General features: G+C 69.2%; 20 protein-coding genes. 7 read left to right on the forward strand and 13 right to left on the reverse strand.

The window, feature by feature from the left end; genetic code table 11:
- Nucleotides 1-11: 11 nt before the first annotated feature.
- On the reverse strand, nucleotides 12-1,004 hold the full coding sequence (locus NDR87_RS12685) for an NAD-dependent epimerase/dehydratase family protein (RefSeq protein WP_251912569.1): 993 nt from the start codon (nucleotides 1,002-1,004) through the stop codon (nucleotides 12-14).
- 191 nt (nucleotides 1,005-1,195) lie between these two features.
- Here NDR87_RS12685 and NDR87_RS12690 point away from each other — a divergent pair, with 191 nt between their 5' ends.
- The 3 genes from NDR87_RS12690 (at nucleotide 1,196) to NDR87_RS12700 (ending at nucleotide 4,704) form a co-directional block, all read left to right on the forward strand.
- A complete protein-coding gene (locus NDR87_RS12690) occupies nucleotides 1,196-1,519 on the forward strand; it encodes a type VII secretion target (protein ID WP_251912567.1) in 324 nt (107 codons plus the stop codon).
- A complete protein-coding gene (locus NDR87_RS12695) occupies nucleotides 1,516-3,204 on the forward strand; it encodes a hypothetical protein (protein WP_251912565.1) in 1,689 nt (562 codons plus the stop codon). Before NDR87_RS12690 ends, NDR87_RS12695 begins: the two co-directional genes overlap by 4 nt.
- Nucleotides 3,205-3,447: 243 nt before the next feature.
- Entirely contained in the window at nucleotides 3,448-4,704 is a 1,257-nt protein-coding gene (locus NDR87_RS12700) for a KasA/KasB family beta-ketoacyl-ACP synthase (protein ID WP_251912563.1), read from the forward strand.
- 84 nt (nucleotides 4,705-4,788) lie between these two features.
- Here the strand turns inward: NDR87_RS12700 and NDR87_RS12705 are convergent, their stop codons facing one another.
- Genes NDR87_RS12705 through NDR87_RS12725 form a run of 5 tightly spaced genes read right to left on the reverse strand, consistent with a single transcriptional unit; the run spans nucleotide 4,789 to nucleotide 7,161 of the window.
- Nucleotides 4,789-5,316, reverse strand: a complete 528-nt coding sequence (locus tag NDR87_RS12705; protein ID WP_251912561.1) for a hypothetical protein — start codon at nucleotides 5,314-5,316, stop codon at nucleotides 4,789-4,791.
- Nucleotides 5,303-5,770, reverse strand: coding sequence for a F0F1 ATP synthase subunit B (locus NDR87_RS12710; protein ID WP_251912559.1), 468 nt, complete (start codon nucleotides 5,768-5,770; stop codon nucleotides 5,303-5,305). The genes NDR87_RS12705 and NDR87_RS12710 overlap by 14 nt, the downstream gene beginning before the upstream one ends.
- A 4-nt stretch (nucleotides 5,771-5,774) precedes the next feature.
- Nucleotides 5,775-6,035: an ATP synthase F0 subunit C gene (gene atpE, locus NDR87_RS12715; protein ID WP_251912557.1), complete on the reverse strand. Its 261-nt coding sequence runs from the start codon at nucleotides 6,033-6,035 to the stop codon at nucleotides 5,775-5,777.
- 41 nt (nucleotides 6,036-6,076) lie between these two features.
- Nucleotides 6,077-6,799 carry a F0F1 ATP synthase subunit A gene (atpB, locus tag NDR87_RS12720; RefSeq protein ID WP_251912554.1) on the reverse strand — a complete coding sequence of 241 codons (723 nt, stop codon included), beginning with the start codon at nucleotides 6,797-6,799 and terminating at the stop codon, nucleotides 6,077-6,079.
- The gene (locus NDR87_RS12725; protein ID WP_251912552.1) at nucleotides 6,796-7,161 is read right to left on the reverse strand and encodes a hypothetical protein; all 366 of its coding nucleotides are present in this window, start codon (nucleotides 7,159-7,161) and stop codon (nucleotides 6,796-6,798) included. Before NDR87_RS12725 ends, atpB begins: the two co-directional genes overlap by 4 nt.
- Before the next feature lie 351 nt (nucleotides 7,162-7,512).
- On the opposite strand from NDR87_RS12725, the gene NDR87_RS37285 reads away from it, so the two are divergent.
- Nucleotides 7,513-9,057, forward strand: a complete 1,545-nt coding sequence (locus NDR87_RS37285; protein ID WP_286013469.1) for a M28 family metallopeptidase — start codon at nucleotides 7,513-7,515, stop codon at nucleotides 9,055-9,057.
- Nucleotides 9,058-9,102: 45 nt separating this feature from the next.
- On the opposite strand, the gene NDR87_RS12740 is transcribed toward NDR87_RS37285, so the two are convergent.
- The 4 genes from NDR87_RS12740 to NDR87_RS12755 form a co-directional block, all read right to left on the reverse strand.
- Entirely contained in the window at nucleotides 9,103-10,437 is a 1,335-nt protein-coding gene (locus NDR87_RS12740; protein ID WP_251912551.1) for a M1 family metallopeptidase, read from the reverse strand.
- The gene (locus NDR87_RS12745; protein WP_372494155.1) at nucleotides 10,434-14,318 is read right to left on the reverse strand and encodes a Pls/PosA family non-ribosomal peptide synthetase; all 3,885 of its coding nucleotides are present in this window, start codon (nucleotides 14,316-14,318) and stop codon (nucleotides 10,434-10,436) included. The genes NDR87_RS12740 and NDR87_RS12745 overlap by 4 nt, the downstream gene beginning before the upstream one ends.
- 203 nt (nucleotides 14,319-14,521) lie before the next feature.
- Nucleotides 14,522-14,962, reverse strand: coding sequence for a hypothetical protein (locus tag NDR87_RS37875; RefSeq protein WP_372494154.1), 441 nt, complete (start codon nucleotides 14,960-14,962; stop codon nucleotides 14,522-14,524).
- Between the two features lie 94 nt (nucleotides 14,963-15,056).
- The gene (locus NDR87_RS12755) at nucleotides 15,057-15,818 is read right to left on the reverse strand and encodes an SDR family oxidoreductase (protein WP_251912548.1); all 762 of its coding nucleotides are present in this window, start codon (nucleotides 15,816-15,818) and stop codon (nucleotides 15,057-15,059) included.
- 77 nt (nucleotides 15,819-15,895) lie between these two features.
- Between NDR87_RS12755 and NDR87_RS12760 the strand changes: the two genes are divergently transcribed.
- Nucleotides 15,896-16,768, forward strand: a complete 873-nt coding sequence (locus tag NDR87_RS12760; RefSeq protein WP_251912546.1) for a TIGR03619 family F420-dependent LLM class oxidoreductase — start codon at nucleotides 15,896-15,898, stop codon at nucleotides 16,766-16,768.
- Here the strand turns inward: NDR87_RS12760 and NDR87_RS12765 are convergent.
- The 3 genes from NDR87_RS12765 to hisS all read right to left on the reverse strand — a co-directional run bounded on the left by NDR87_RS12765 (nucleotide 16,765) and on the right by hisS (nucleotide 19,988).
- A complete protein-coding gene (locus NDR87_RS12765; RefSeq protein ID WP_251912544.1) occupies nucleotides 16,765-17,772 on the reverse strand; it encodes a malate dehydrogenase in 1,008 nt (335 codons plus the stop codon). The genes NDR87_RS12760 and NDR87_RS12765 overlap by 4 nt on opposite strands.
- A gap of 230 nt (nucleotides 17,773-18,002) precedes the next feature.
- Complete coding sequence (locus tag NDR87_RS12770; RefSeq protein ID WP_251912542.1) at nucleotides 18,003-18,623, reverse strand: hypothetical protein; 621 nt, start codon at nucleotides 18,621-18,623, stop codon at nucleotides 18,003-18,005.
- 87 nt (nucleotides 18,624-18,710) lie between these two features.
- Nucleotides 18,711-19,988, reverse strand: coding sequence for a histidine--tRNA ligase (gene hisS, locus NDR87_RS12775; protein WP_251912540.1), 1,278 nt, complete (start codon nucleotides 19,986-19,988; stop codon nucleotides 18,711-18,713).
- A 152-nt stretch (nucleotides 19,989-20,140) separates the two neighbouring features.
- Here hisS and NDR87_RS12780 point away from each other — a divergent pair, with 152 nt between their 5' ends.
- A complete protein-coding gene (locus NDR87_RS12780; RefSeq protein ID WP_251912538.1) occupies nucleotides 20,141-21,016 on the forward strand; it encodes a peptidylprolyl isomerase in 876 nt (291 codons plus the stop codon).
- 453 nt (nucleotides 21,017-21,469) lie between these two features.
- On the forward strand, nucleotides 21,470-22,033 hold the full coding sequence (locus NDR87_RS12785) for a hypothetical protein (RefSeq protein ID WP_251912537.1): 564 nt from the start codon (nucleotides 21,470-21,472) through the stop codon (nucleotides 22,031-22,033).
- Nucleotides 22,034-22,067: the final 34 nt, after the last annotated feature.

A 22,067-nucleotide genomic window follows, 5' to 3' on the forward strand; every position in this document is an offset into this window, starting at 1 on the left:
TCTAAGCGGTGTCAAGCAATGCTGCGCACCTCCGGTTCCAGTGGTTCGCCGCGGTAGAACGCGACCAGATCGCGCACGGTCCGCTCGGTCGGGCGCGGCAGATAGCCCAGTTCACCGCGCGCCTTGGCGCCGTCGACCTGGGGCGCCGACAGCAGCGCGCCCATCGCGGCGCGCGAGACCTTGTCGCTGCCGAACAGTTTGGCGATCGGCTCGATGACCGGCAGCGCGGCCGAGATCACCGGCACCGGAATCGCGAAGCGCGGCCCGCGTTTTCCGTTGACGGTCGCGGCGAGGCGGGTCAGCTCGAGCATCGACACCATGGCCCCGGGCAGCAGATAATTCTCGCCGGTCCGGCCACGCTCGCTGGCCAGGATGAGCCCCGCGGCCACGTCGCGCACGTCCACCAGATCGAATCCGCCCCCAACCATCACCGGCACGCGACCGCGCGCGGCATCCCAGACCGAAGCGTTGATGCGGGAGGCACTGTTGTCGATCGGACCGTAGACACCGGTCGGATTGCAGATCACCGCGTCCAGGCCGCGGTCGATGACGCGGCGCAGTTCGACCTCGCCCTGGAACTTGGAGCGGTCGTAGACCGGCAGCGCCGGATCGACCGACCGCGGCGAGCGCTCATCGATGCGGCCACCACAGCTGTACTGGTCGAACGCGTGAATGGAACTGGCGTGCACCATGCGTCGCACGCCGACCGCGCGGGCGGCCTGCGCGACCACCCGCACCCCCTCGGTGTTCACCCGCCAGGCCAGATCGCTGCGGTGCGCCAGCGTGATCACCGCCACCAGGTGATAGACCACCTCCACGCCGTCGAGCGCGGCGCGCATCGAGGTCGGGTCGAGCACGTCGGCGGTCAGCCACCGGATCCGCGGATCGTCCGGTCCGGACGGAACCGTTCGATCTATCGCGGTCACCTCGTGACCGCGCTGCACCAACTGGTGGAGCAGATTGGTACCGAGGAACCCCGCTGCTCCGGTGACTGCGACCTTCATGCGATCGAGAATATAGAACTCGTTCTATTTTGCAACGCGTTCCAGTTCATTTCCCTCCCCGCGCGCGGGCTCGAAACCTGTCCGCGAGGTCGGCTATATTGAGGCCCAGTCACCACCGTTCGGCGATGGTGGCGCGGACAATTCAGACGTTCACGAAGGCTGATGATCACGACGATTGGGGGGCAGACTCGATGAGTGATCTCTCGCTGCAGACCGAAGCGGTCCAGGCGTTCGCCGCGACACACGAGGGTGTGGCGGCCGATATCGCGGGGGCGGGGAATATGGACACGGTCGGTCATATCGCGGCCATGACGCCGGTGTTCGGCGTCATCGGCGCGGACTATCTCGCCATGTTCGCCGCGGCACAGGTGTTGCACGCCAAGGACATCAACGATCTGTCGGCCAGGGTCGATCATCTCGGGAAGGCCGCCTTCGGTACGGTCGCGGTCCTGGGCGATACCGACCAGGGCGGCGCGGGCGTGCTCGGGGGCATCGGCGGCCAGATAGGGGCATGACAGTGCGCACAGTCGACGGAGCGGACAGCGGGATCATCGGCGCGCCACCGGCCGCTCCCGCCCCGCCGCCGCCCGGACCCACCCTCGCCGAGGCGACCCAGCACGGCGGGATTCCGGATCTGCCGCTGCCGCAGCTGCCCGCGGACCTGCCGCCGATCGAACCGCCGGAATTCGTGTTGGCGCGCAAAGAATATGAGGACACCAACGGCTCGGTGATCGGCGCGCCGCACGCGCCGGGGCTGGGCGGCGGGGCCGCGCCCGACACCTCGGGCGCGATTCGACCGGCCGCATTCGGCGACGACTCTTCCCTGCTCGGCGCGGCACACGGGGCGTTGAACGGTGCCCAGGGCGTGCTGGACAACACGCATACCGCGGCCCAGGGCGTGCTCGACAACGCGCAGTCGGCGCTGAGTCAGGCGCCCGCGGGGCTCGGCGGTGGCGCCGCGGCCGCGATCCAGCAGGCCGGCTCACCCGCCGCGGCGGCCGCTGCCGCCGCGCCGGCGGTTCCGCCCCTGCCCGCCGATCCGATCGGCGCGCTCATGAACGGCGTGGCGCTGCCCGCGCTGCCGGGGGTCGACCTGCTCTTCAAGCCGTTCCTGGATCTGTTGTCCAGCTTCGGCACCGGCGTGCTGGGCGCGCTGAATCCGACCACGATCCTGAGCCAGTCCTCCCAGGTGATCCAGGCCGCCATGCAGGTCGGCCAGGGCGCGATGAAGGCCGTCGAGCAGGTGTGGGAGGGCCAGTCGGCGCGCGCCGCCCAGGCCGCGGCGCAGCAGACCCAGGTACACGGCCAGGACACCAGCCAGCGCGGCATCGATATCTCCAAGCTGACCGAGGAGGCCGCGGCGGTCGTGCAGCGTGGCAATGTGCAGCTGACCGCGGTGGCGAACGCATTCGCGGCCGAGGCCACCGCGCTGGCGCCGGTCATCTTCACCCCGCCCGCGCAGGCGACGCTGATCGCCAGTGCCACCGAACATCTCGGCACGGCCGTGGGCATCGTCAATGCCACCCGCGCCGAATTGGCCGGATACACGGGCCAATTGTCCGGTGTCGTCCAGCAGTTGCTCGGCTCGGCGGGCGGACCGAATCCGGCCGAGGTCGCCCAGGCGGTGGCGCAGAACGTCGGTCAGCCCATCATGGAGCAGGCCCAGCAGCTGCTGTCGGGCGGCGGCATCGACACCCAGGCCGCGGGCCTCGGCGGCGGCACCGACCTGGCCGGTTCCAACCTCGGTGCGTCGACGCACGCGGCCTCCTACGGCGGCAACGGCGCGCACGCCGGTTCCTATGGTGGATCCAGCGGCGGCGCGGGCGGGTTCGGCGGCGTCTTCGGCCGCGGCGGCGCGGGTGGCAGCGGCGGCAGCGGCTCGATCGGGTCCAAGCCCGGCGCGGGCAGCGGCCTGCCCGGCGCCCGCGGCCTCCTGGGCGGCATGCCCGGCATCCCGTTCGGTCCCGGCATGCCCGGCACACCGGGCCAGAGCGGTGCTGCCGGTTCCGGTTTCATGGGCGCCCCCGCCGCGGCCGCTCAACGCCGCGACGAGGACGAACACGCCCGCAACGTCCAGCCCTACCAGAGCCCCACTGGCAACAGCGATCTCACCGGCGCCCTCGGCGAAACCACCCCCGAGGTCATCGGTCAGACCCACTCCGACGAGATCATCAACGACTACGAGATGGACCAGCTCTGAGTCGCTGAGCCACCCAGCGCATTTCGGCCCGGGCCACCCAGCCCGGGCCGGAATCGTTTGCGGTCCGCGACGATTCCACGCGGAGGAACGCCACATCCCGGAACAAGTCGTCCCGTGCGGACGGCTCGCACGCATAGCAAATGATTGCTCGCCGCCAGGTCATTCGCCCGATTCGACGACCTGTGCCGGAACCGAATCATATGGTCGAACTGGATGATTCGATGGCGGTCCGGAGGAGGGGGAATGCGGGCGCACAATCCGTTTGCAGCCGATGGGCGGTTTCCCAGTGTGGTGGTCACGGCGATGGCGGCGTCGACCTCCCTCGCGGGGGATGTCGAGGGGACCTGGGCGGGATTGCTGGCGGGTGAGTCGGGGATCGAGCGGCTCGAGGACGGGTGGGTGGATGCCTACGATCTGCCGGTGCGGATCGGGGGGCGGTTGCGCGTCCGGCCGGAATCGGCTTTGAGCCGGGTGGAATTGCGCCGGATGGCCTATGTGGAGCAGTTGGCCACCGTGTTGGGGCGGGAGGTGTGGCGGGCGGCCGGAGGGCCGGAGGTGGATACCGAACGGCTGGGGGTGGTGATCGGAACCGGACAGGGTGGTGGGGATGCGGTGGTGCATGCTCATAACGCGCTGGCCGAGGGCGGATATCGGCGGATTTCGCCGCTGGCGGTGCAGATGATGATGCCGAACGGGCCGTCGGCGGTGGTGGGGCTCGAATTACGGGCGCGGGCGGGGGTGATCACCCCGGTATCGGCGTGCTCATCGGGATCGGAGGCCATCGCGACCGCGTGGCGGATGATCGCCATGGGCGATGCCGACATCGTGGTCGCCGGTGGGGTCGAGGGATATATCGACGCGGTGCCGATGGCCGTCTTCGCGATGATGCGGGCGATGAGTACGCGCAACGACGAGCCGAAGGCAGCGTCACGGCCCTTCGATATCGATCGGGACGGATTCGTCTTCGGCGAGGCGGGGGCACTGCTGGTGATCGAGACCGAGGAACACGCCAGGGCGCGCGGGGCGACCATCCATGCGCGACTGCTCGGAGCGGGCATCACCTCCGACGGATTCCATCTGGTCGCACCGGATCCCGAGGGAACGGGCGCGGCACGGGCCATGATCCGGGCATTGCACACCGCGGGGCTGAGCGGGTCCGACATCACCCACGTCAACGCGCACGCCACCGCCACCACGATCGGCGACGCCGCCGAGGCCAAGGCCATCAATCGCGCGGTCGGCAACCACCCGGCCGTCTACGCCCCGAAATCCGCACTCGGCCATTCGATCGGCGCCTCCGGCGCCCTCGAATCGATCCTGACCGTCCTCAGCATCCGCGACGCGATCATCCCGCCCACCCTCAACCTCGACAACCAAGACCCGGAAATCGACCTCGACATCGTCGCAGGCACCCCACGCCGCACCCGAATCGACTACGCCCTCAACAACTCCTTCGGCTTCGGCGGCCACAACGTCGCCCTCGTCTTCGGCCGGTACTGACCGCAACCGAGCGGCCCCCGATACCCGGAGAGCGCCCGGGCCAGAAGCAACCCGGGCGCTCAGCACCATCCCGCGCGGGAGAACCTACGAACCACGCTCCCCCGCCGACGCCAGCTCGTCCAGGAACCGATCGATACTCGCCGACCTGGCCGCCACCGAGTCGAACCGTTCCCGCACAACGGATTCGGCCCGGTCGAGGAGCGCGACGGTCAGGTCGTGGCCGAGTTCCGCGCGCAGCTGCCGCTGCACCCGGGCGACGCGATCCATCCCGTGAATCCGCACCCGCTCGACCTCCGCCGCCGCGGTCTCCCGGAGTTCGGCGACGATGCGTTCGGCATCATCGCGGGCCTCCCGCTGGATTTGCGCGACCTCGGTGGCGGCCGCCGCGACGGCCTCGGCGAAGGCTCGTTCGGCGGCGGCCAAGCGAGCCGACGCCTGCGAACTTTCCTCGAGCTGTGCGCTAATGGTGTCCTGTGATCGTCGCATCGCCGACTTGATCGGCGGCGCCACCCATTTCATGAGCACACCGACGATGACGGCGAAGCCGAACAGCTGACTCAGGAATACCGGCCAGTCCCAGGTGATGTCGTAGATGCCGTCACGTTCGCTCAACGACCACACCTCCGCTCACCCGGTCCGCCAGCTCCTGAGCCAGCGGATCGATGCGGTCCCGCAGCCGGGCGGCCGTCGCATCCGCATGCGACCGCAGTTCGATGGTGGCCGCGACCACCATCGCGTCGGCCTCCGACCGCGCCCGCTCCCGCGCGGACATCAGGATCGTCCGCCCCTCACTTCTGGCCTGTTCGCGCACCCGCGCGGCCGCGCCGCGGGCCTCGATCACCGCGGACCGGTATCGATCCGCGGCGGCGGCAGCGAGCTCGCGCGCCCGTTGCCCGTCGGCGGCGGTCCGGGCCACGCGCTCCTCCCGCTCGGCGAGCACCTCGCGGATCGGCGGAACCACGAACAACCAGATGACACCGAGCACGATCAGAAAGATCGCCAGCTCGACCAGGAACGTCCCATTGGGAATCAGAAAGTTCTGTCCGGCAAGGTTTTCCGCGGCCATGGCACTACTTCCCGGGCGCCGCGAAGGCGAACAGCGCCATGAACGTCAGATTGATGAAGTACACGGCGTCGACCAGGCTGACCGCCATCAGATAGTTGCCGCGCAGCTTGCCCTCGGCCTCCGGCTGCCTGGATACGCCGTTGATCAGCGCCGAACCCGCCATACCGTTGCCGTAGCCCGCGCCGATCGCACCGCCGACCATCATCAGTCCGCCCGCGAGCAGCGCCGCGGCCTGGACGATCGTGGCGTGGGTGATGTCTGCCATTTCCTTTTCCTTTCCCCGTTGAACAGGAATCTGGTGGCGACTCAGTGCTTTTCGTGCTCGACCGAGGTCGCCTGGCCGAAGTAGAGGACGGTGAGCAGGGCGAAGATGAACGCCTGGATCAGCCCGACGAACAGGTCGAACAGCTTCCACGCGGCATTGGGACCCCAGCTGAGCCAGGCCGGGAGCAGTGCGATCACCGAGATCATCACCCCGCCCGCGAACATGTTGCCGAACAATCGCAGCGCCAGCGACAGCGGTTTCGCCAGCTCCTCGATGACATTGATGAGAACCATTGGCCCCCAGCCCATATGGCCCTTCAGCACCTGCTTCAGATGTCCGAGCGGACCGCGCCGCACCATCCCGGCGAGCTGGTAGCAGAGGAAGACGAACAGTGCGAGCGCGTAGGTGAAGTTGACGTCGGCGGCGGGCGGCTTCAGCAATTCCCCGCCGCCGTACTGCACCGGCAGCACCGACAGCCAGTTCGACAGCAGCACGAACACGAACAGCGTCACCGCCAGCGGCAACACGAACGGCGCGAGCCGCAGTCCCACAGCGCTTTCCACCTGCCCGCGCATCTGCACGGTCACGGTTTCGAAGAACAGCTGCACCCCGTTCGGCACCCCGGAGGTCAGCTCGAGCCGCAGCCAGAACGCCAGCCCCAGCACGACGACGGCCGCGACGGTGGTGGCGAGGATGGTGTCGACATGAAAGTCCATGCCGAACCAGCGTGCGGTTTCATGGTGGCCCACTTCGACTTTCGTCATCGCGCACCTCGCGGCACCGGCACCGCCACCCCGATCGCCGCGATGATCTGAAAGACCACCAGCCCGAACAGGATGCCCAGCCCATCGGGCCGCGCCAGCACGCCGATGAGCAGCGCGAACACCGTGACGGCGAACAGCCGCAGTCCGGTCGTCGCCGCCAGCCGCTGCCTGCCCGACTCGGCATCACTCGCGATCCGGGCCGCGGCCACCCGGGTGAGCCACCCGTTCAGCCAGCCCAATGCCATTCCGGCGCAGACGAATACACCCAACAACAGCCGATCCCCAACTCCGGCCAGGGCGAGAACCCCGATGCCCGCGGCGGCGGAGACGATGATCGGACGGCGGTCCACGCTGACCGTCATATGCCCTCCCATAGTGATCGCGTGACGATGTGTAGCAAACCTGCTACAGAAGGTCACGACCTCATTATTGCTTACTACGGCCGGTAGTACAAGATTACCGGGCAAATCGGACATCGGCGCGGCGATCCGGACGAGGCGGCAGGCGCCCCTCCGCGCAAGCCCGCGAGACACGGCCGGTAACATCGCGAACGAACCGGGCGACGTGGAAAACTCATGCTGCGGCAATGAGTTTCGACATCTCGCGCAATAGCAAGCCCCTACTCCTCTTTTTCAATCGAGGTTTCAACGGCCGAATGCGTCGATCTAGCTTCGACAGCGGGATTCACTTCTGTCCCCTGGGAGGAGCCGTTCATGCCCCGCATACGTGCCAGAGCCGGCCACGTTCTCGCCGCGACCGCCGCACTGCCGCTAGTGCTCTCGTTCGCGCTGACCGGGTCGGCCCATGCCGACCCCGCCCCCGCGAAGCCCGAGCTTCAGCTGACCAATTCGATTCAGACCCAAAACATCAAGCGGCACCTGCAGGCGTTCCAGGACATCGCCGACGCCAACGGCGGCAACCGCGCCGCGGGTACGCCCGGCCAGGAGAAGTCGCGCGACTACGTCGCCGACAAGCTGCGCCGTGCGGGCTATCAGGTGACGGTGCAGCCCTTCGACTTCCCCTTCTTCAAGGAGAAGTCGACGGCCATCATGAACCAGATCTCCCCCGACGCCAAGACCTACAAGCCCACCCCGCCCGGCAGCAGCGAGCTCGGCGACTTCGCCACGCTGACCTACTCGGGTTCCGGCGATGTGCAGGCCACGGTTCAGGGCGTCGATCTGCAACTGCCGCCCAGCCCCGAACCCAGTTCGACCTCCGGCTGTGAGGCCTCGGACTTCGCGGGCTTCAAGCCCGGCAATATCGCCCTGATCCAGCGCGGCACCTGCCCGTTCGGCGACAAGGCGCGCAATGCGCAGGCCGCCGGGGCGAAGGGCGTGATCATCTTCAACGAGGGCCAGCCCGGCCGCACCGCCCCCTTCACCGGAACCCTCGGCGGGCCCGGCATCACCGTGCCGGTGGTGGGCACCAGCTTCGCGATCGGCGAGGATCTGGCCTCTCCGGCCAATACGGTCGTTCGCCTGAAGACCGATACCGAGAGCACGACCCGTACGACCCACAACGTCCTCGCCGAATCCAAGCGCGGCAATGCCGACAAGGTCGTGATGGCGGGTGCGCATCTGGACTCGGTGCTCGCCGGACCGGGCATCAACGACAACGGTTCGGGTAGTGCGGGCCTGCTCGAGGTCGCGCTGCAGATGGCGAAGTTCCAGCCGCAGAACAAGGTTCGCTTCGCGTGGTGGGGCGCCGAGGAGCTCGGTCTGCTCGGCTCGGAGCACTACGTGGCCAACCTGTCCGAGGCCGACCGCAAGAAGATCAGCCTCTACCTCAACTTCGACATGATCGGGTCGCCGAATTTCGCGTACAAGATCTATGACGGCAGCGAGGGCGGCCCGGCCGGTTCGGCGGAGATCGAGAAGACCTTCGCCGACTACTTCGACATGCTCCGCATCCCGCATGTGCCCACCCCGTTCGACGGACGCTCGGACTACGGCCCGTTCATCGCGGTCGGCATTCCGGCGGGCGGCCTGTTCACCGGCGCCGAGGGCATCAAGACGCCCGAGGAGCAGAAGATGTTCGGCGGCGAGGCGGGCAAGCCTTACGACCCGTGCTACCACGCCGCCTGTGACACCGTCCGCAACATCAGCGACAAGGCGATCACCACGAACGCCGGTGCTATTGCCTACGCGATCGCGACCTACGCGTTCGGAATCGGCCTGCCCACCGGCCTGCCCGCGAAGCCCGCGCCGCGCAGCGCGGTGGAGTCGCCGACCCATCACGGCGCCTATGTCATCCGGTAACGAACACATCTGAACAGGTGAGGGCGGGCCAGTGCCCGCCCTCACCTATGCCGTCGGCAGGTTCGGCAGCGACCGCGCGTACAGCCACTCGTCCCACAGCTCGCGCAGCGGCGCCTCGGCGTAATGCCCTGCCAGATCGGTGAATTCCTCGGTGCTCACCGAGCCGTGCCGGTAGCGCGCGGTCCAATCCCGCAGCAGCGCGAAGAATTTCGTGTCCCCCAGGGCGAGCCGCAGGGCGTGCAGGGTGAGCGCCCCGCGTTTGTACACCGTGTCGTCGAACATCGACCGCGGCCCCGGATCGGCCAGCAGGATATCGCGCGGGCGGCGGGCGAGAAGCTGATGAGCGGAACGGGCCATCGCATCGGCGCTCGGGCCGCCCGATGCCTCCGACCAGATCCATTCGGCATAGCAGGCGAAGCCCTCGTGCAGCCAGATATCGCGCCACTGCCGTACGGTCAGACTGTTGCCGAACCACTGATGGGCCAGTTCGTGCGCGATCAGCCGCTCCGCGCCGCGCACACCGTCGCAGTGATTGGCGCCGAAGATCGAAAGTCCCTGTGCCTCCAGGGGAATCTCGAGATCGTCATCGGTCACCACGACCGTATAGACCTCGAACGGATACGGCCCGAAGCACCGCTGGAACTCCGCCATCATCTGCGGCTGACGGCCGAAGTCGTGGTCGAATCGCACCCGCAGCCGCGGCGGCAGCACCGCCTGCATCGGCACCCGCCCCGCACCGGGCGCCGCCTCGATGCGCTGCTTCTGATACGGGCCGATCTGCACGGTCGCCAGATAGGTCGCCATCGGCTCGGGCTGTTCGTAGACCCAGGTGGTCTGGCTGGCCTTGACCCGCTTGTGGGTCAGAACACCGTTGGCCACAACGTAATACGGCGAATCGGCGGTGATCGAGATGCGGTAGCTCGCCTTGGAACCGGGGTGGTCGTCACAGGGAAACCAGGAGGCCGCCCCATTGGGCTGACCGGCCACCAGCGCGCCCTCGGTCAGCTCCTCCCAACCGACCTCGCCCCAGGGCCCGCGGATCGGCCGGGGCGTGCCCGCGTACTGCACGACGATCGCGAGTGCGCCGCCCGCCGGAATTCGCTGCACCGGAGTGATGGTCAATTTGCCGCGCTGATGGGTGTACCGCGCGGCCTTGGTGCCGTTGACGAAAACCTTGAACACACTGAGCGACTGCGACAGATCCAGCGCGAATCGCGACCGCGCCTCCGTCGTGACCGCGGTGATGGCGGCCCGCCCGGCCAGGCGGTTGCTCGCGACCCGGTACTCCAACTCCAGCTCGTAGCGCGATACCCGGTAGCCGTGATTGCCGTTCTGCGGCAGATACGCGTCGATCGGTTCCTCGTAGAACTTCTCGGTCATCGCCGCTCCGGCCAGGGTGCGATCGGATTGCCCCACCAGCGGGTCGAGGGGGGCACGGTGTCGCCGCGCATCACCAGCGAGGCCGGGCCGACGGTCGCGCCCGCGCCGATCCGCGCGGCGGGCAGCGCGACGCAGTGCGGGCCGAGCGTCGCGCCCGCCTCCAGGGTCACGGTGTCCATGGCCATGATCCGATCATGGAACAGATGCGTCTGCACCACGCAGCCGCGTTCCACTGTCGCCCCGTCGCCGAGGGTCACCAGATCCGCCTCGGGCAGCCAGTACGATTCGCACCACACCCCGCGCCCGATCTTCGCGCCCAGTCCGCGCAGCCAGATGTTCATCACCGCGGTCCCCGTCGCCGCGCGCGCGAACCACGGCGCCGCAACGGTTTCCACGAAGGCGTCGGCCACCTCGTTGCGCCACACGAACGAGCTCCACAGCGGATGTTCCTCGCGGCCGATGCGCCCGACCACCGTCCACTTCGCGGCCACCGCACACAGCCCGGCCAGCACGCCCGCCGCTAGCAGCACGACACCGGAAAGCAGTGCGGCGAACCAGTATCCGATGCCCTGCGCCAGCCAGGCCAGCGCGAACAGCACACCGAGTCCGATGCCGAAGGTCACCATGACCGGAAGCAACCGGCAGGTCTCGACGATCCCGCGGGCCACCTTCAGCCGCAGCGGCGGATCGAAGGTGCGGGCGGTGTCGGACTCACCGGCCTTGCGCCGCAATCGAACCGGCGGGCTGCCCAGCCACGACGACCCCGCCTTCGCCTTCTCCGGCGCGGCCGACAGCACCGCCACCAAGCCGTTCTTCGGCACCCGCCGCCCCGGTGCGGTCATCCCGGAATTGCCGAGAAAGGCCCGCTTGCCGACCTTCGCGGCGCCGATGCGCAGCCAGCCGCCGCCGAGTTCGTAACTGGCGACCATGGTGTCGTCGGCCAGGAACGCGCCGTCGGCGACGGTAGTGAACTTCGGCAGCAGCAACACCGTCGACGCTTCGACGCCCCTGCCGACCTGGGCGCCCAGCAGCCGCAGCCACAGCGGAGTCAACAGGCTCGCGTAGAGCGGGAACAAGAAGGTACGCGCCGAATCCATCAATCGCTCGGTGGCCCATGCCTGCCAGCCGATGCGGCTGCGCACCGGATGGTAGCCCTCGCGCAGACCGATACTCAGCAGTCGCACCGCCAGCACCGTCAGCGCGGCGAAGATGCCCAGGCTCAGCACCGTGGCCACCGGCAGGATCGCGAAGGCGTGCCCCAGGGCCGCCGGCAGCGTCGCCTCGTCGCGAATCCACCAGGCGATCAGCGCACCGCCCGCGGCCAGGCCGACGATCGGCAGGGCGGCCAGCACCATCGAGCTGAGCCCGAACACCACCACCCAGGCGGGCGCGCGCGGCGGGGTGGCCGACGGCCACGGATGTTCGGCCTTGCCGACCTTCACCGCGGGCGAACCGGCCCACTCCTGGCCCGCCTTCACCTTGCCGAACACCGCCGAGCCGGGCGCGACGACCGAATTCTTGCCGACCACCGCGCCGGGCAGCAGCGTCGAGCGCGAGCCCACGACCGCGCCGGCCCCGATCCGGATGGGGCCGATATGCACGATATCGCCGTCGATCCAGTAGCCCGCCAGATCGACTTCGGGCTCCACGCTGCATCCGTCGCCGAGTTCGAGCATCCCGGTCACCGGCGGCAGCGTATGCAGATCCACGCCCTTGCCGACCCGGGCGCCCAGGGCGCGGGCGAACGGCACCATCCACGGTGCGCCGGAGAGGTTTTCGGCTCCGCTGGCCTCCGACAGCCGCACCGCCGCCCACAGCCGCAGATGGACCGGGCCGCCGCGCGGATAGCTGCCGGGGCGCACCCCGCGCAACAGTATCCGCGCGCCGAGGACGCAGATGGACATGCGCCCGGGTGGGGAGATGAACAGCACGAAGCCCGCCAGCGCCCACCACCACGACAGCCCGGGCATCCACGGCAGCGCACCGGACCAGCTCGCGATATTGGTGACGATGCCCAGCCAGGTCAGCCACTGCAGACCGGTCAGGGTGGTCAACGGCACCAGCGCCAGGACCTGTGCCCACTGGGCGAGCCGCGGCGTCGGCGCGACCGTGCGGGGCTGGACCTCGGGGGCGGGCGCGGCCGCGTCGAGCCACTCCGCCAGCGCGCCCAGGCGCGGATGGTCGTACAGGTCGGCGACGGTCACCTGCGGATAGCGGGCGCGCAGCGCGGTCACCAGCTGTGCGGCCGACAGCGATCCGCCGCCCAGATCGAAGAAGTCCGCATCGGGTCCCGAGATATCCGCGCCCAGAATGGAGTTCCACTGCTCGGCCACCCACTGCGCGGTGCCGGTCAGGCCGTGGGCGGGTTCGGACTCCGCCCCCGGCAGCGGCCAGGGTAGCGCGTCGCGGTCGACCTTTCCGGAAGTGCGCGTGGGCAATTCGTCGAGTACGGCCAACCGCGGCACCAGCGGCGCGGGCAAATTCTCCGCGAGCAGGGCGCGGGCGGCATGCACGTCGAAGTCGGGATCGGCGCTCGCCAGATATCCGACCAGAATCTTGTTGCCCGCCTTGGTGGTTCGCACCGCGGCGGCGGCCGCGGTGACGCCGGGCAGATTCTGCAGCGCGTTGTCCAGCTCGCCGAGTTCGATGCGCCGTCCGCCGATCTTGACCTGATCGTCGGCGCGGCCGAGAAAGATCAGCCCGGCACGCTCGTTGCGCACCAGATCGCCGCTGCGATAGGCGCGCTCCCAGCCCAGCGACGGCAGCGGGGCGTACTTCTCGGCGTCCTTGGCCGGATCCAGATAGCGGGCCAGCCCGACGCCGCCGATCACCAGCTCACCGGATTCGCCCTCCCCCACCGGGTTTCCGGAGCCGTCCACCACGGCCAGATCCCACCCGTCCAGCGGCAGACCGATCCGCACCGGCCCCTGCCCGGTCAGCCGTGCCGCGCAGGCCACCACGGTGGCCTCGGTAGGACCGTAGGTGTTCCACACCTCGCGCTCCCCGGTTCCGGCCAGGCGCTCGGCCAGTTCGGGCGGGACCGCCTCACCACCGAAGATCAACAGCCGCACCGCCTCCAGCGCCTCGGCGGGCCACATCGCGGCCAGCGTGGGCACGGTCGAGACGATGCTGATCGCGCGGCGTTCCAGCCACGGGCCCAGGTCCATACCGCTGCGCACCAACGCGCGCGGGGCGGGCACCAGGCAGGCGCCGTGCCGCCAGGCCAGCCACATCTCCTCGCAGGAGGCGTCGAAAGCGACCGAGAGCCCGGCCAATACGCGGTCGCCGGGGCCGATCGGGTTGTCGCGCAGGAACAGCCGCGCCTCGGCGTCGACGAACGCGGCGGCATTGCGGTGGGTGACCGCGACGCCCTTGGGCGTGCCGGTGGAGCCGGAGGTGAAGATGATCCAGGCGTCGTCGCCGAGTTGCGGCGCGCCGGTGGATTCCGGGCGGACGCTGCCGCTTTCGTGCACCGCGGTGATGCCCTCCGCGGTGACCAGGGCGTCGATCGCGGCCTCACCGAAGACCAACCGGGCCCGCTCGTCGGGATCGTCCGCGTCCACCGGAACGTAGGCGGCCCCGGCGTGCAGCACGGCCAGGATGGTGACGTACAGCTCGCTGGTGCCGGACGGAATCCGCACTCCGACGCGATCCCCGGTCCGCACCCCGACCGCGCGCAGCCGGTCTACGGTCTCGTCGATCTCGTCCAGCAGTTCGCTGTAGGTCAGGACGTCGTCACCGTCGTCGATCGCGGGTGCGTCCGGGTGGGCCCGGGCGGTCGCGGCCAGAATGTCGACCAGGGTGCGCGGCACGGGCGCCGCGGCCGAGCGCAGCAGCGGAGACGGTGCCGACACCTCGGACAATCCGGAACCGAGCGTCAACGTCCTGCCTTTCCATTGCCCCGCGCGTATGTCGTTCCGTTCTACCGCGCCACGGTTACCGAGGGGCGAATGGCATGCCTACATCCGTGGCGTGTCGGATTGGTCCGGGGCGGTCGATTCGTCCGGCTCATTCTCGCAGCATGCGCGGCCGGACGGCGGATCGGGGTCGCGCCGGGCGGTGGTCGCGCGACCGGATCGGCCGGTCACGACCAGATTGCCAGGTGACCGCGAGCGGTGAGACCGATGAACGAACCGACGGAGATTCGGGCGCCGGCGCCCGCGGCCGGAACCACCCGATGCATATTTCTGGGACAGAACAGGATCAGATCACCGATCCGCGGTCCGATCGCTCGCGCGGTCGCGCCGACGACCGTTCGCTCCGAATAGCCGCACCGCCCCGAATTCTTGTGTGCCTCCACATCGATCGTCCACAGCCGATCCCAAACCATGATCTCGCCACCCCGGGCCGGCACCCGGTAATAGATATTCCACGCCAGCTGGTTCTCGACGCGACCGACCGTCCAGTGCGGCGCATCCCGCGGCGCCCAGTCGGAATGCAGCTGAGAACCTCGGGGAGAGAGATACCTGGCGGTACCACGGTCTTCGAACGTGAAGCGCTCCAATCCCAACGAGCCGCAGGGCATGGAGCGATCTCAGTTCAGCCTGAGACCCCGGCCGCGGAACGGGTGTCCTACCACTCGGCGAGTATCCCAGCACCCGTTCGCGCGGACCCCGATATCAGAACGCCGTCGGCCGCAACCGCGCGTCCACGCCGCCATCGATGACGAACTGGGCGCCGTGGATGTATCCGGCCTGTGGGCCGAGCAGATAGACGATGAGCGCGGCGATCTCGCTCGGTTCGGCCGTGCGCGCGATGGGGGCGGTGAAGCCGCGGATGAGCTCGCCGTAGCGCGGATCATCGAGACCGGCCCGCAGCAGCGGGGTGGCGACCGTGCCGGGGGCGACCGTATTGAGCCGTACCCCGGCCGCGCCCCAGTCGGCCGCGCGCTCGCGGGCCGCGACCGTGAGGGCGTTCTTGGACCAGGCGTAGGCGAGGTGGCCCGCGTAGTCGCCCGCCGGTGCCAGCGCCCGGGCGACGGCATCGCGATCCGCGCCCGCGGACAAGGGATTCTCCGCCCACCGCACCTGGGTGGAGGAGACCGAGGACACCACGACGGCCGCGGGCGACTCGCCCCTGCGCAGCGCGGGGAGCAGGCCGTCGAGGACGGCGACCGCACCGTGGTAGTTGATGTCGATCAGCCGCAACGGATCCGGGGTGTGCGGGCCGATGCCGGCGCACAGCACCGCGCCGTCGAGTACGCCGCCGCTGCGCGCCAGCACGCCCTCGATCGCGGCCGCCCGGCCCTGCGGACCCGACAGATCCGCGATCACCTCGGCATCGTGCAGATCGACGCCGATGATGTCGTGCCCGCCCGCCGACATGGCGGTCGCGGTGGCGGCGCCGATGCCCGAGGCGGACCCGGTGATGGCGATCGTCATTCGAAACTCCTTCGGAACGGACTAACATCGCAGAACTAGAATCTGTTCTAGTTTGCCTGCCCTGTGAGAGGACACCGATGCGTTTCACCTACGCGGAGGCGATGACCGATCCGACGTACTACATTCCGCTGGCGCGGGCCGCCGAGGCCGCGGGCTTTCACAGCATGTCGATCGCCGACAGCATCGCCTATCCGGCCGAATCGGATTCCAGCTATCCGTACACGCCCGACGGCAATCGGGAGTTCCTCGACGACAAGCCGTTCATCGAGGCGTTCGTGCTCTCGGCGGCGCTGGCGGCGGCGACCACGCGGCTGCGCTTCACCCCGTTCGTGATCAAGCTGCCGATCCGGCCGCCGGTGCTGGTGGCCAAGCAGGCGAGCTCGCTGGCCTGCCTGTCGGGCAACCGCTTCTCCCTCGGTGTGGGGATCAGCCCGTGGCCGGAGGACTTCGAGATCATGGGCGTGCCGTTCGACAGGCGCGGCAAGCGGATGGACGAGTGCATCGAGATCGTGCGCGGGCTGTGCCGCGGCGGATATTTCGAATATCACGGGGAGTTCTACGACGTCCCGCGGATCAAGCTCACGCCGACGCCGACCGAGCCGCTGCCGATCCTGGTCGGCGGGCACAGCGATGCCGCGCTGCGCCGTGCGGTGCGGCTGTGCGACGGCTGGATGCACGCCGGGGGCGACGCCGGGGACCTCGACCGGATGCTGGCGCGGCTGACCGAATTGCGCCGCGAGCGCGACCATTCCGGGGTGTTCGAAATCCACGTCGCGTCGCTGGACGCCTACACCCCCGACGGCGTCAAGCGGCTCGAGGACAAGGGCGTCACCGATGTGATCGTCGGCTTCCGTTACCCCTACGTCGCGGGACGCGACACCGAACCGCTCGAGCGGAAGATCGCCAATATCGAGCGCTTCGGCGAATCGGTCATCGCCAAGTGCGATTAGGGCCGCTTCGCGAAGCCGAGGTCGATGACCGCGTCGCGCTCGGCAACCAGCTCGGCGACGCTGAGTTCGATGCGCTCGCGCGAGAATTCGTCCAGTTCGAGATCCGGCACGACGGTGTACTCGCCGCCTTCGCAGGTGACGGGAAATGAACTGATCAGTCCCTCGGGCACGCCGTAGGAGCCGTCGGAGGGCACCGCCATCGACACCCAGTCGTTGGTCGGCGTGCCGAGTACCCAGTCGTGGATGTGGTCGATGGCGGCGCTGGCCGCGCTCGCGGCCGAGGAGGCTCCACGTGCCTGGATGATGGCGGTGCCGCGCTGCTGCACGGTCGGGATGAAGTCCGCGCGCACCCACTGCCGATCCTCGACCACCTCGAGGGCGGGGCGTCCGGCGATGGTGGCGTGGGTGAGGTCCGGATACTGGGTGGCGGAGTGGTTGCCCCACACGGTGACCCGCGCGATATCGGCGGCCGGCGCGCCGGACTTCTTGGCCAGCTGCGCGATCGCGCGGTTGTGGTCGAGCCGGGTCAGCGCGGTGAACCGGGCCGCCGGAACGTCGGGGGCGTTGCTCATCGCGATATAGGCGTTGGTATTGGCGGGATTGCCGACCACCAGCACCTTGACGTCCGCGGCGGCGCTGGCGTTGATGGCCGCGCCCTGATCGGTGAAGATCGGGCCGTTGGCGGCCAGCAGATCCGACCGCTCCATGCCCGCGGTGCGCGGGCGCGCCCCCACCAGCACCGCCACATTCGCACCCGCGAAGCCCACCCAGGGGTCGTCGCTGATATCGATCGACTCGAGCAGCGGGAACGCCCCGTCCTCCAACTCCATGGCCACCCCCGCGAGCGCCCCCACCGCGGCCGGAACCTCCAGCAGCCGCAGCCGCACGGGCGTCTCGGACCCGAGCATCGCCCCCGAGGCAATGCGGAACAGCAACCCGTACGCGATCTGACCGGCGGCGCCGGTCACGGTGACCGTCACGGGCGTGCGGGCAGCAGTACTCACATCGACTCCTCACGTCCAGGCGCTCGTCGAACCTGCCCCGAGCCTAGCCCCGCAGGCGGCGGGCAACTCCCGAGCGTGAGCAAGCAGACATTCGCACCTCGCAAATCGGGCGGGCCGGAATCGCAATGACGGCAACGTTTTTCGAGAGAACCGGGGTGGGCATCGCCGGTGAGGGCATGGTCGGCGCGAGAGCGGTCGGCGCGAGAGTCTGCCGGGAGAGAGAGGGATGGTCAGGCGAGGGCGGCGATATCGCTGTCGGCGAGGACTATGGGCTGGACGATGTCGCGGGCGCGGACCAGGCGGACGGCGCGGTAGAGGGGGCGCTGCTCGAGGGGGGCGTCGCGGGCCTCGGCGCGCAGCTGGGCGATCAGCACGGCGGAAACCGCCAGGGCGGCGGCCAGTTCGCTGCGGGCCAGGGCGTCGGCGAGGGTCCGCAGGCCCAGGATGTGCAGTTCGCGGCCGCTGCCGGAGTCGGTGTACATGGCCAGCGGGACGATCTGGCTGTCGCGGCCCGCGGTGATGCGCACGACGATCCGGCTCAGGCGGCCGGGGTAGACGAGCACCTCGACGCCGGTGGCCGCGGCGACGTCGAGCCGACGCGACCCGAACAGGGTGCGGGCGCGAAGTTCGTTACCCACCAGCCACATTCGTCGCCGCCGCACCGCCATCGCGTACAGGGCCGTCGGCGCGCCCAGGGCCAGACCGGCCAGGATCGCGAGCGGCCAGCTCACCACCAGCGCGAGCACCAGCGCCGCCACGACGCCGACCCCCACGGCGACCAGGGTCAGTCGCCGCAGCATGGGGGCGAACAGCTCCGGCGCGATGAGGTCGAGCCCGACAGGTTGCGCCACAGGGGAATTCGAGTCGTCAGTCACGCGTCCACATTCGTCCGAGCGGGAGTGGCCCCGGCCGTGACCGGGGCCATCGTCGTGACCGTACTACCGATCGGCCGCCAGCGCGTCCGAGACGGCCGAGACCGCCGCATCGATCGGAATCTGGCGCTGATCGCCGGTCGCCAACTCCTTGAGCCCGATCTCGCCCTCGGCCAGGTCCCGATCGCCGAGCACCAGAGCGTATTTCGCACCGGACCGGTCGGCCGCCTTCATCGCGCCCTTCACCCCGCGCCCGCCGTAGGCCAGGTCGACCCGGATGCCCGCGGCCCGCAGCTGCGCGGCCAGCACCACCAGCCGCGATTTGGCGGCATCGCCGAGCGGCACCCCGAACACGTCCACCCGCGCCGGATCGGCCACCGACTTGCCCTCCGCCCGCAGCGCCAGCACCGCGCGGTCCACGCCCAGCCCGAAGCCGATGCCCGACAGTGGCTGCCCGCCCAGCTGGGCCATCAACCCGTCGTAGCGCCCGCCGCCGCCGATGCCGGACTGCGCCCCCAGGCCGTCGTGCACGAATTCGAACGTGGTCTTGGTGTAGTAGTCCAGGCCGCGAACCATGCGCGGATTGACCACGTACGGCACCCCCAGCGCGTCCAGGTAACCGAGCACCTGCTCGAAGTGCACCTTGGCCGAATCCGACAGGTGGTCGAGCATGAGCGGCGCGTCGGCCGTCATCTCCCGCACCTCGGGCCGCTTGTCGTCGAGCACGCGCAGCGGATTGATCTCGGCGCGACGGCGGGTCTCCTCGTCCAACGGCAATTCGAAGAGGAATTCCTGCAGCAGCTCCCGGTACCGGGGACGGCAGGTTTCGTCGCCCAGCGAGGTGATCTCCAGCCGGAAGCCGTCCAGTCCGAGCGAGCGGAATCCGGCATCGGCGATCGCGATCACCTCGGCGTCCAACGCGGGATCGTCCACGCCGATCGCCTCGACGCCGACCTGCTGCAGCTGCCGGTAGCGCCCCGCCTGCGGCCGCTCGTAGCGGAAGAACGGGCCGGAGTAATACAGCTTCACCGGCAGCTGCCCGCGGTCCAGGCCGTGCTCGATGACCGCGCGCATCACCCCGGCGGTGCCCTCCGGCCGCAGCGTCACACTGCGGTCGCCGCGGTCGGCGAAGGTGTACATCTCCTTGCTGACCACATCGGTCGACTCGCCGACCCCGCGCGCGAACAGGGCGGTGTCCTCGAAGATCGGCAGCTCCACATGCCCGTATCCGGCCAGACGGGCCGAGCGCACGAGCGCGTCGCGCACGGCGACGAACTCGGCCGAGCCGGGCGGCACGTAATCCGGGATGCCCTTCGGGGCGGTGAAGCTGCTGGTCTTGGTCACGATCGTCCAGTCTTTCAAACCCGTCCGCACCAAGTCCAACCGGTTATCGGGAAGGGGATTGTACGGGGTGAATACCCAACGTTAGGTCTCATCTCAGGAAGTGATGGCACACTCTTACGTCGACAAGCAGACCATCACGGGAGGAAGCGGTAGTGCCGAGTAACGAACAGCGGCGAGCGGCGGCGAAACGCAAGCTGGAGCGGCGACTGGCCCGGCAGGCCGAGCGGGCTCGCAGGCGCAAGCAGCTCACCATCGCCGGCTCGGTGCTCGGCGTGGTCGTCGTGGTCGCGGCCGGGGTGGGCATCTACTACCTCACGCGCGGCGACGAGGACGCCAAGAACACGGCCTCGCAGGCCTCGGACTCCTCCCTGGCGAGCACCCCGGAGGCCGCGCCGCCGCCCGCCCCGCAGCCCAAGGCCACGACGGTCTCCTGCACCTACCGCGACGGCGGCGGTCCGGCCGCCAAGCCGGTGCAGAAGCCCAACGGCGACAACATCGTCGCCAAGGGCCAGGAGGCGGTGACGATCACGACCAATCACGGACCCATCGGCCTGACCCTCGATCGCGCGGAATCTCCCTGCACCGTCAACAGTTTCGCCAGCCTGGTGAGCCAGCACTACTACGACGGCGCGCCGTGCCACCGGCTGAGCACCAAGGGCCTGAAGATGCTGCAGTGCGGCGACCCGACCGGCACCGGTAAGGGCGGCCCGGGCTACGTCTACGACAACGAGTACCCGACCGACGTCTACGCACAGGACGACCCGAACGCCCAGATGCCGGTGCTCTACAAGCGCGGCACGATCGCGATGGCCAATGCCGGGCCCGGCACCAACGGCAGCCAGTTCTTCCTGCTCTACGGCGATTCCCAACTTCCGCCGCAGTACACCATCTTCGGCACGGTCGACGAGGCCGGCCTGAAGACCCTCGACAAGATCGCCGAGATCGGCGACGACGGCTCGATGGATTCGGGCCCCGGCGGCGGCAAGCCGAACCAGCCCGTCACCTTCGAATCGGTCAAGATCGGCTGAAACTCCCCACTTCGGGCACTCGTGCCGGTACGCTCCCCAACCGGCGTACCGGCACGACGCGTTCGCGGGCCCGACGCTCGCGGCAAGGGCGGTCAGATGCCCTGTCGGGGCAGCGAAATGGCGACGTGTCGGGCTGGCAGACGAGATCCGCTTAGGGCATCCTTATACCGGAGAACATCCGGCGCTTCGGGCTCCCTGTCGGAAATGTGCGATATATGCTGTTGTTGCACAACGCGAGTAAGGCTGCCCTGCATTTTCGCTGGTAATCTCGTAGCACGGAGTACGAAGCGGCGTAGTAACCGCCCTACCGGGTAGGACTGCTCCTCCAGTGCTCCCGGTGTCCGCGTTTGCAGGCGGGGACATCGCCAGGCAGAACCACCGTTCCACTGGCGACGCCTCCGACGAAGCACCACAATCATCCATAGTGATCACTGCAGCATCGGGGAGCAGGCAATGGCCGAGGAACTCGACGACATCGGCCGCGAGACAGCGGCTTTGATGAGGCAAATGTTGTCACTTGCGACGCTGGTCGCACTGCGCACCCGCGAGCGTGGCCAGAAGGAAGCCGAGGCCCGCGTCAAGGTCACCGAGGAGCGCCGGAAGGAAGCCAGGGAGCTGGCATTGCGCGAGGCCCGCGAGGCCAAGGCCAAGGACCCGCGCAACCTGGAGCTGTCCCGCATGCTCGACCGGCCCCCGATGGAGAAGGGTGTCTCGCTCGAGAAGGATCGGTTCGCCGCGCAGGCCACCGCGACTCGAATGGCCGCGCAGGCCGCCGCGAAGAGCAAGGTCAAGGAGATGGGCGGCCGGTACGACTCGGTCGAACGGCGCACCGCGCTGGCCGCTCATCTGGCCCGTATCGGCGTCGCACCGGAACTGGCCGCGGTACGCATGCTGATGGAAGTCAGTCAGGCGCAGCCGCCCCAGGCCGCCGTGCGCAGCCGCCCCGAAGAGCCGCCGCATGTGGTCCGCGCTCGCCAGCAGGAGTTGTCGCGCGGTCTCGAGCGTACCCGCGGCTGAGACTCCCCCTCAACGTATTTTTTCGGGCTGCGGA

The sequence above is a fragment of the Nocardia sp. CDC159 genome (genome assembly GCF_023740735.1).
In the GTDB taxonomy this organism is placed as follows: Bacteria; Actinomycetota; Actinomycetes; order Mycobacteriales; family Mycobacteriaceae; genus Nocardia; species Nocardia pulmonis.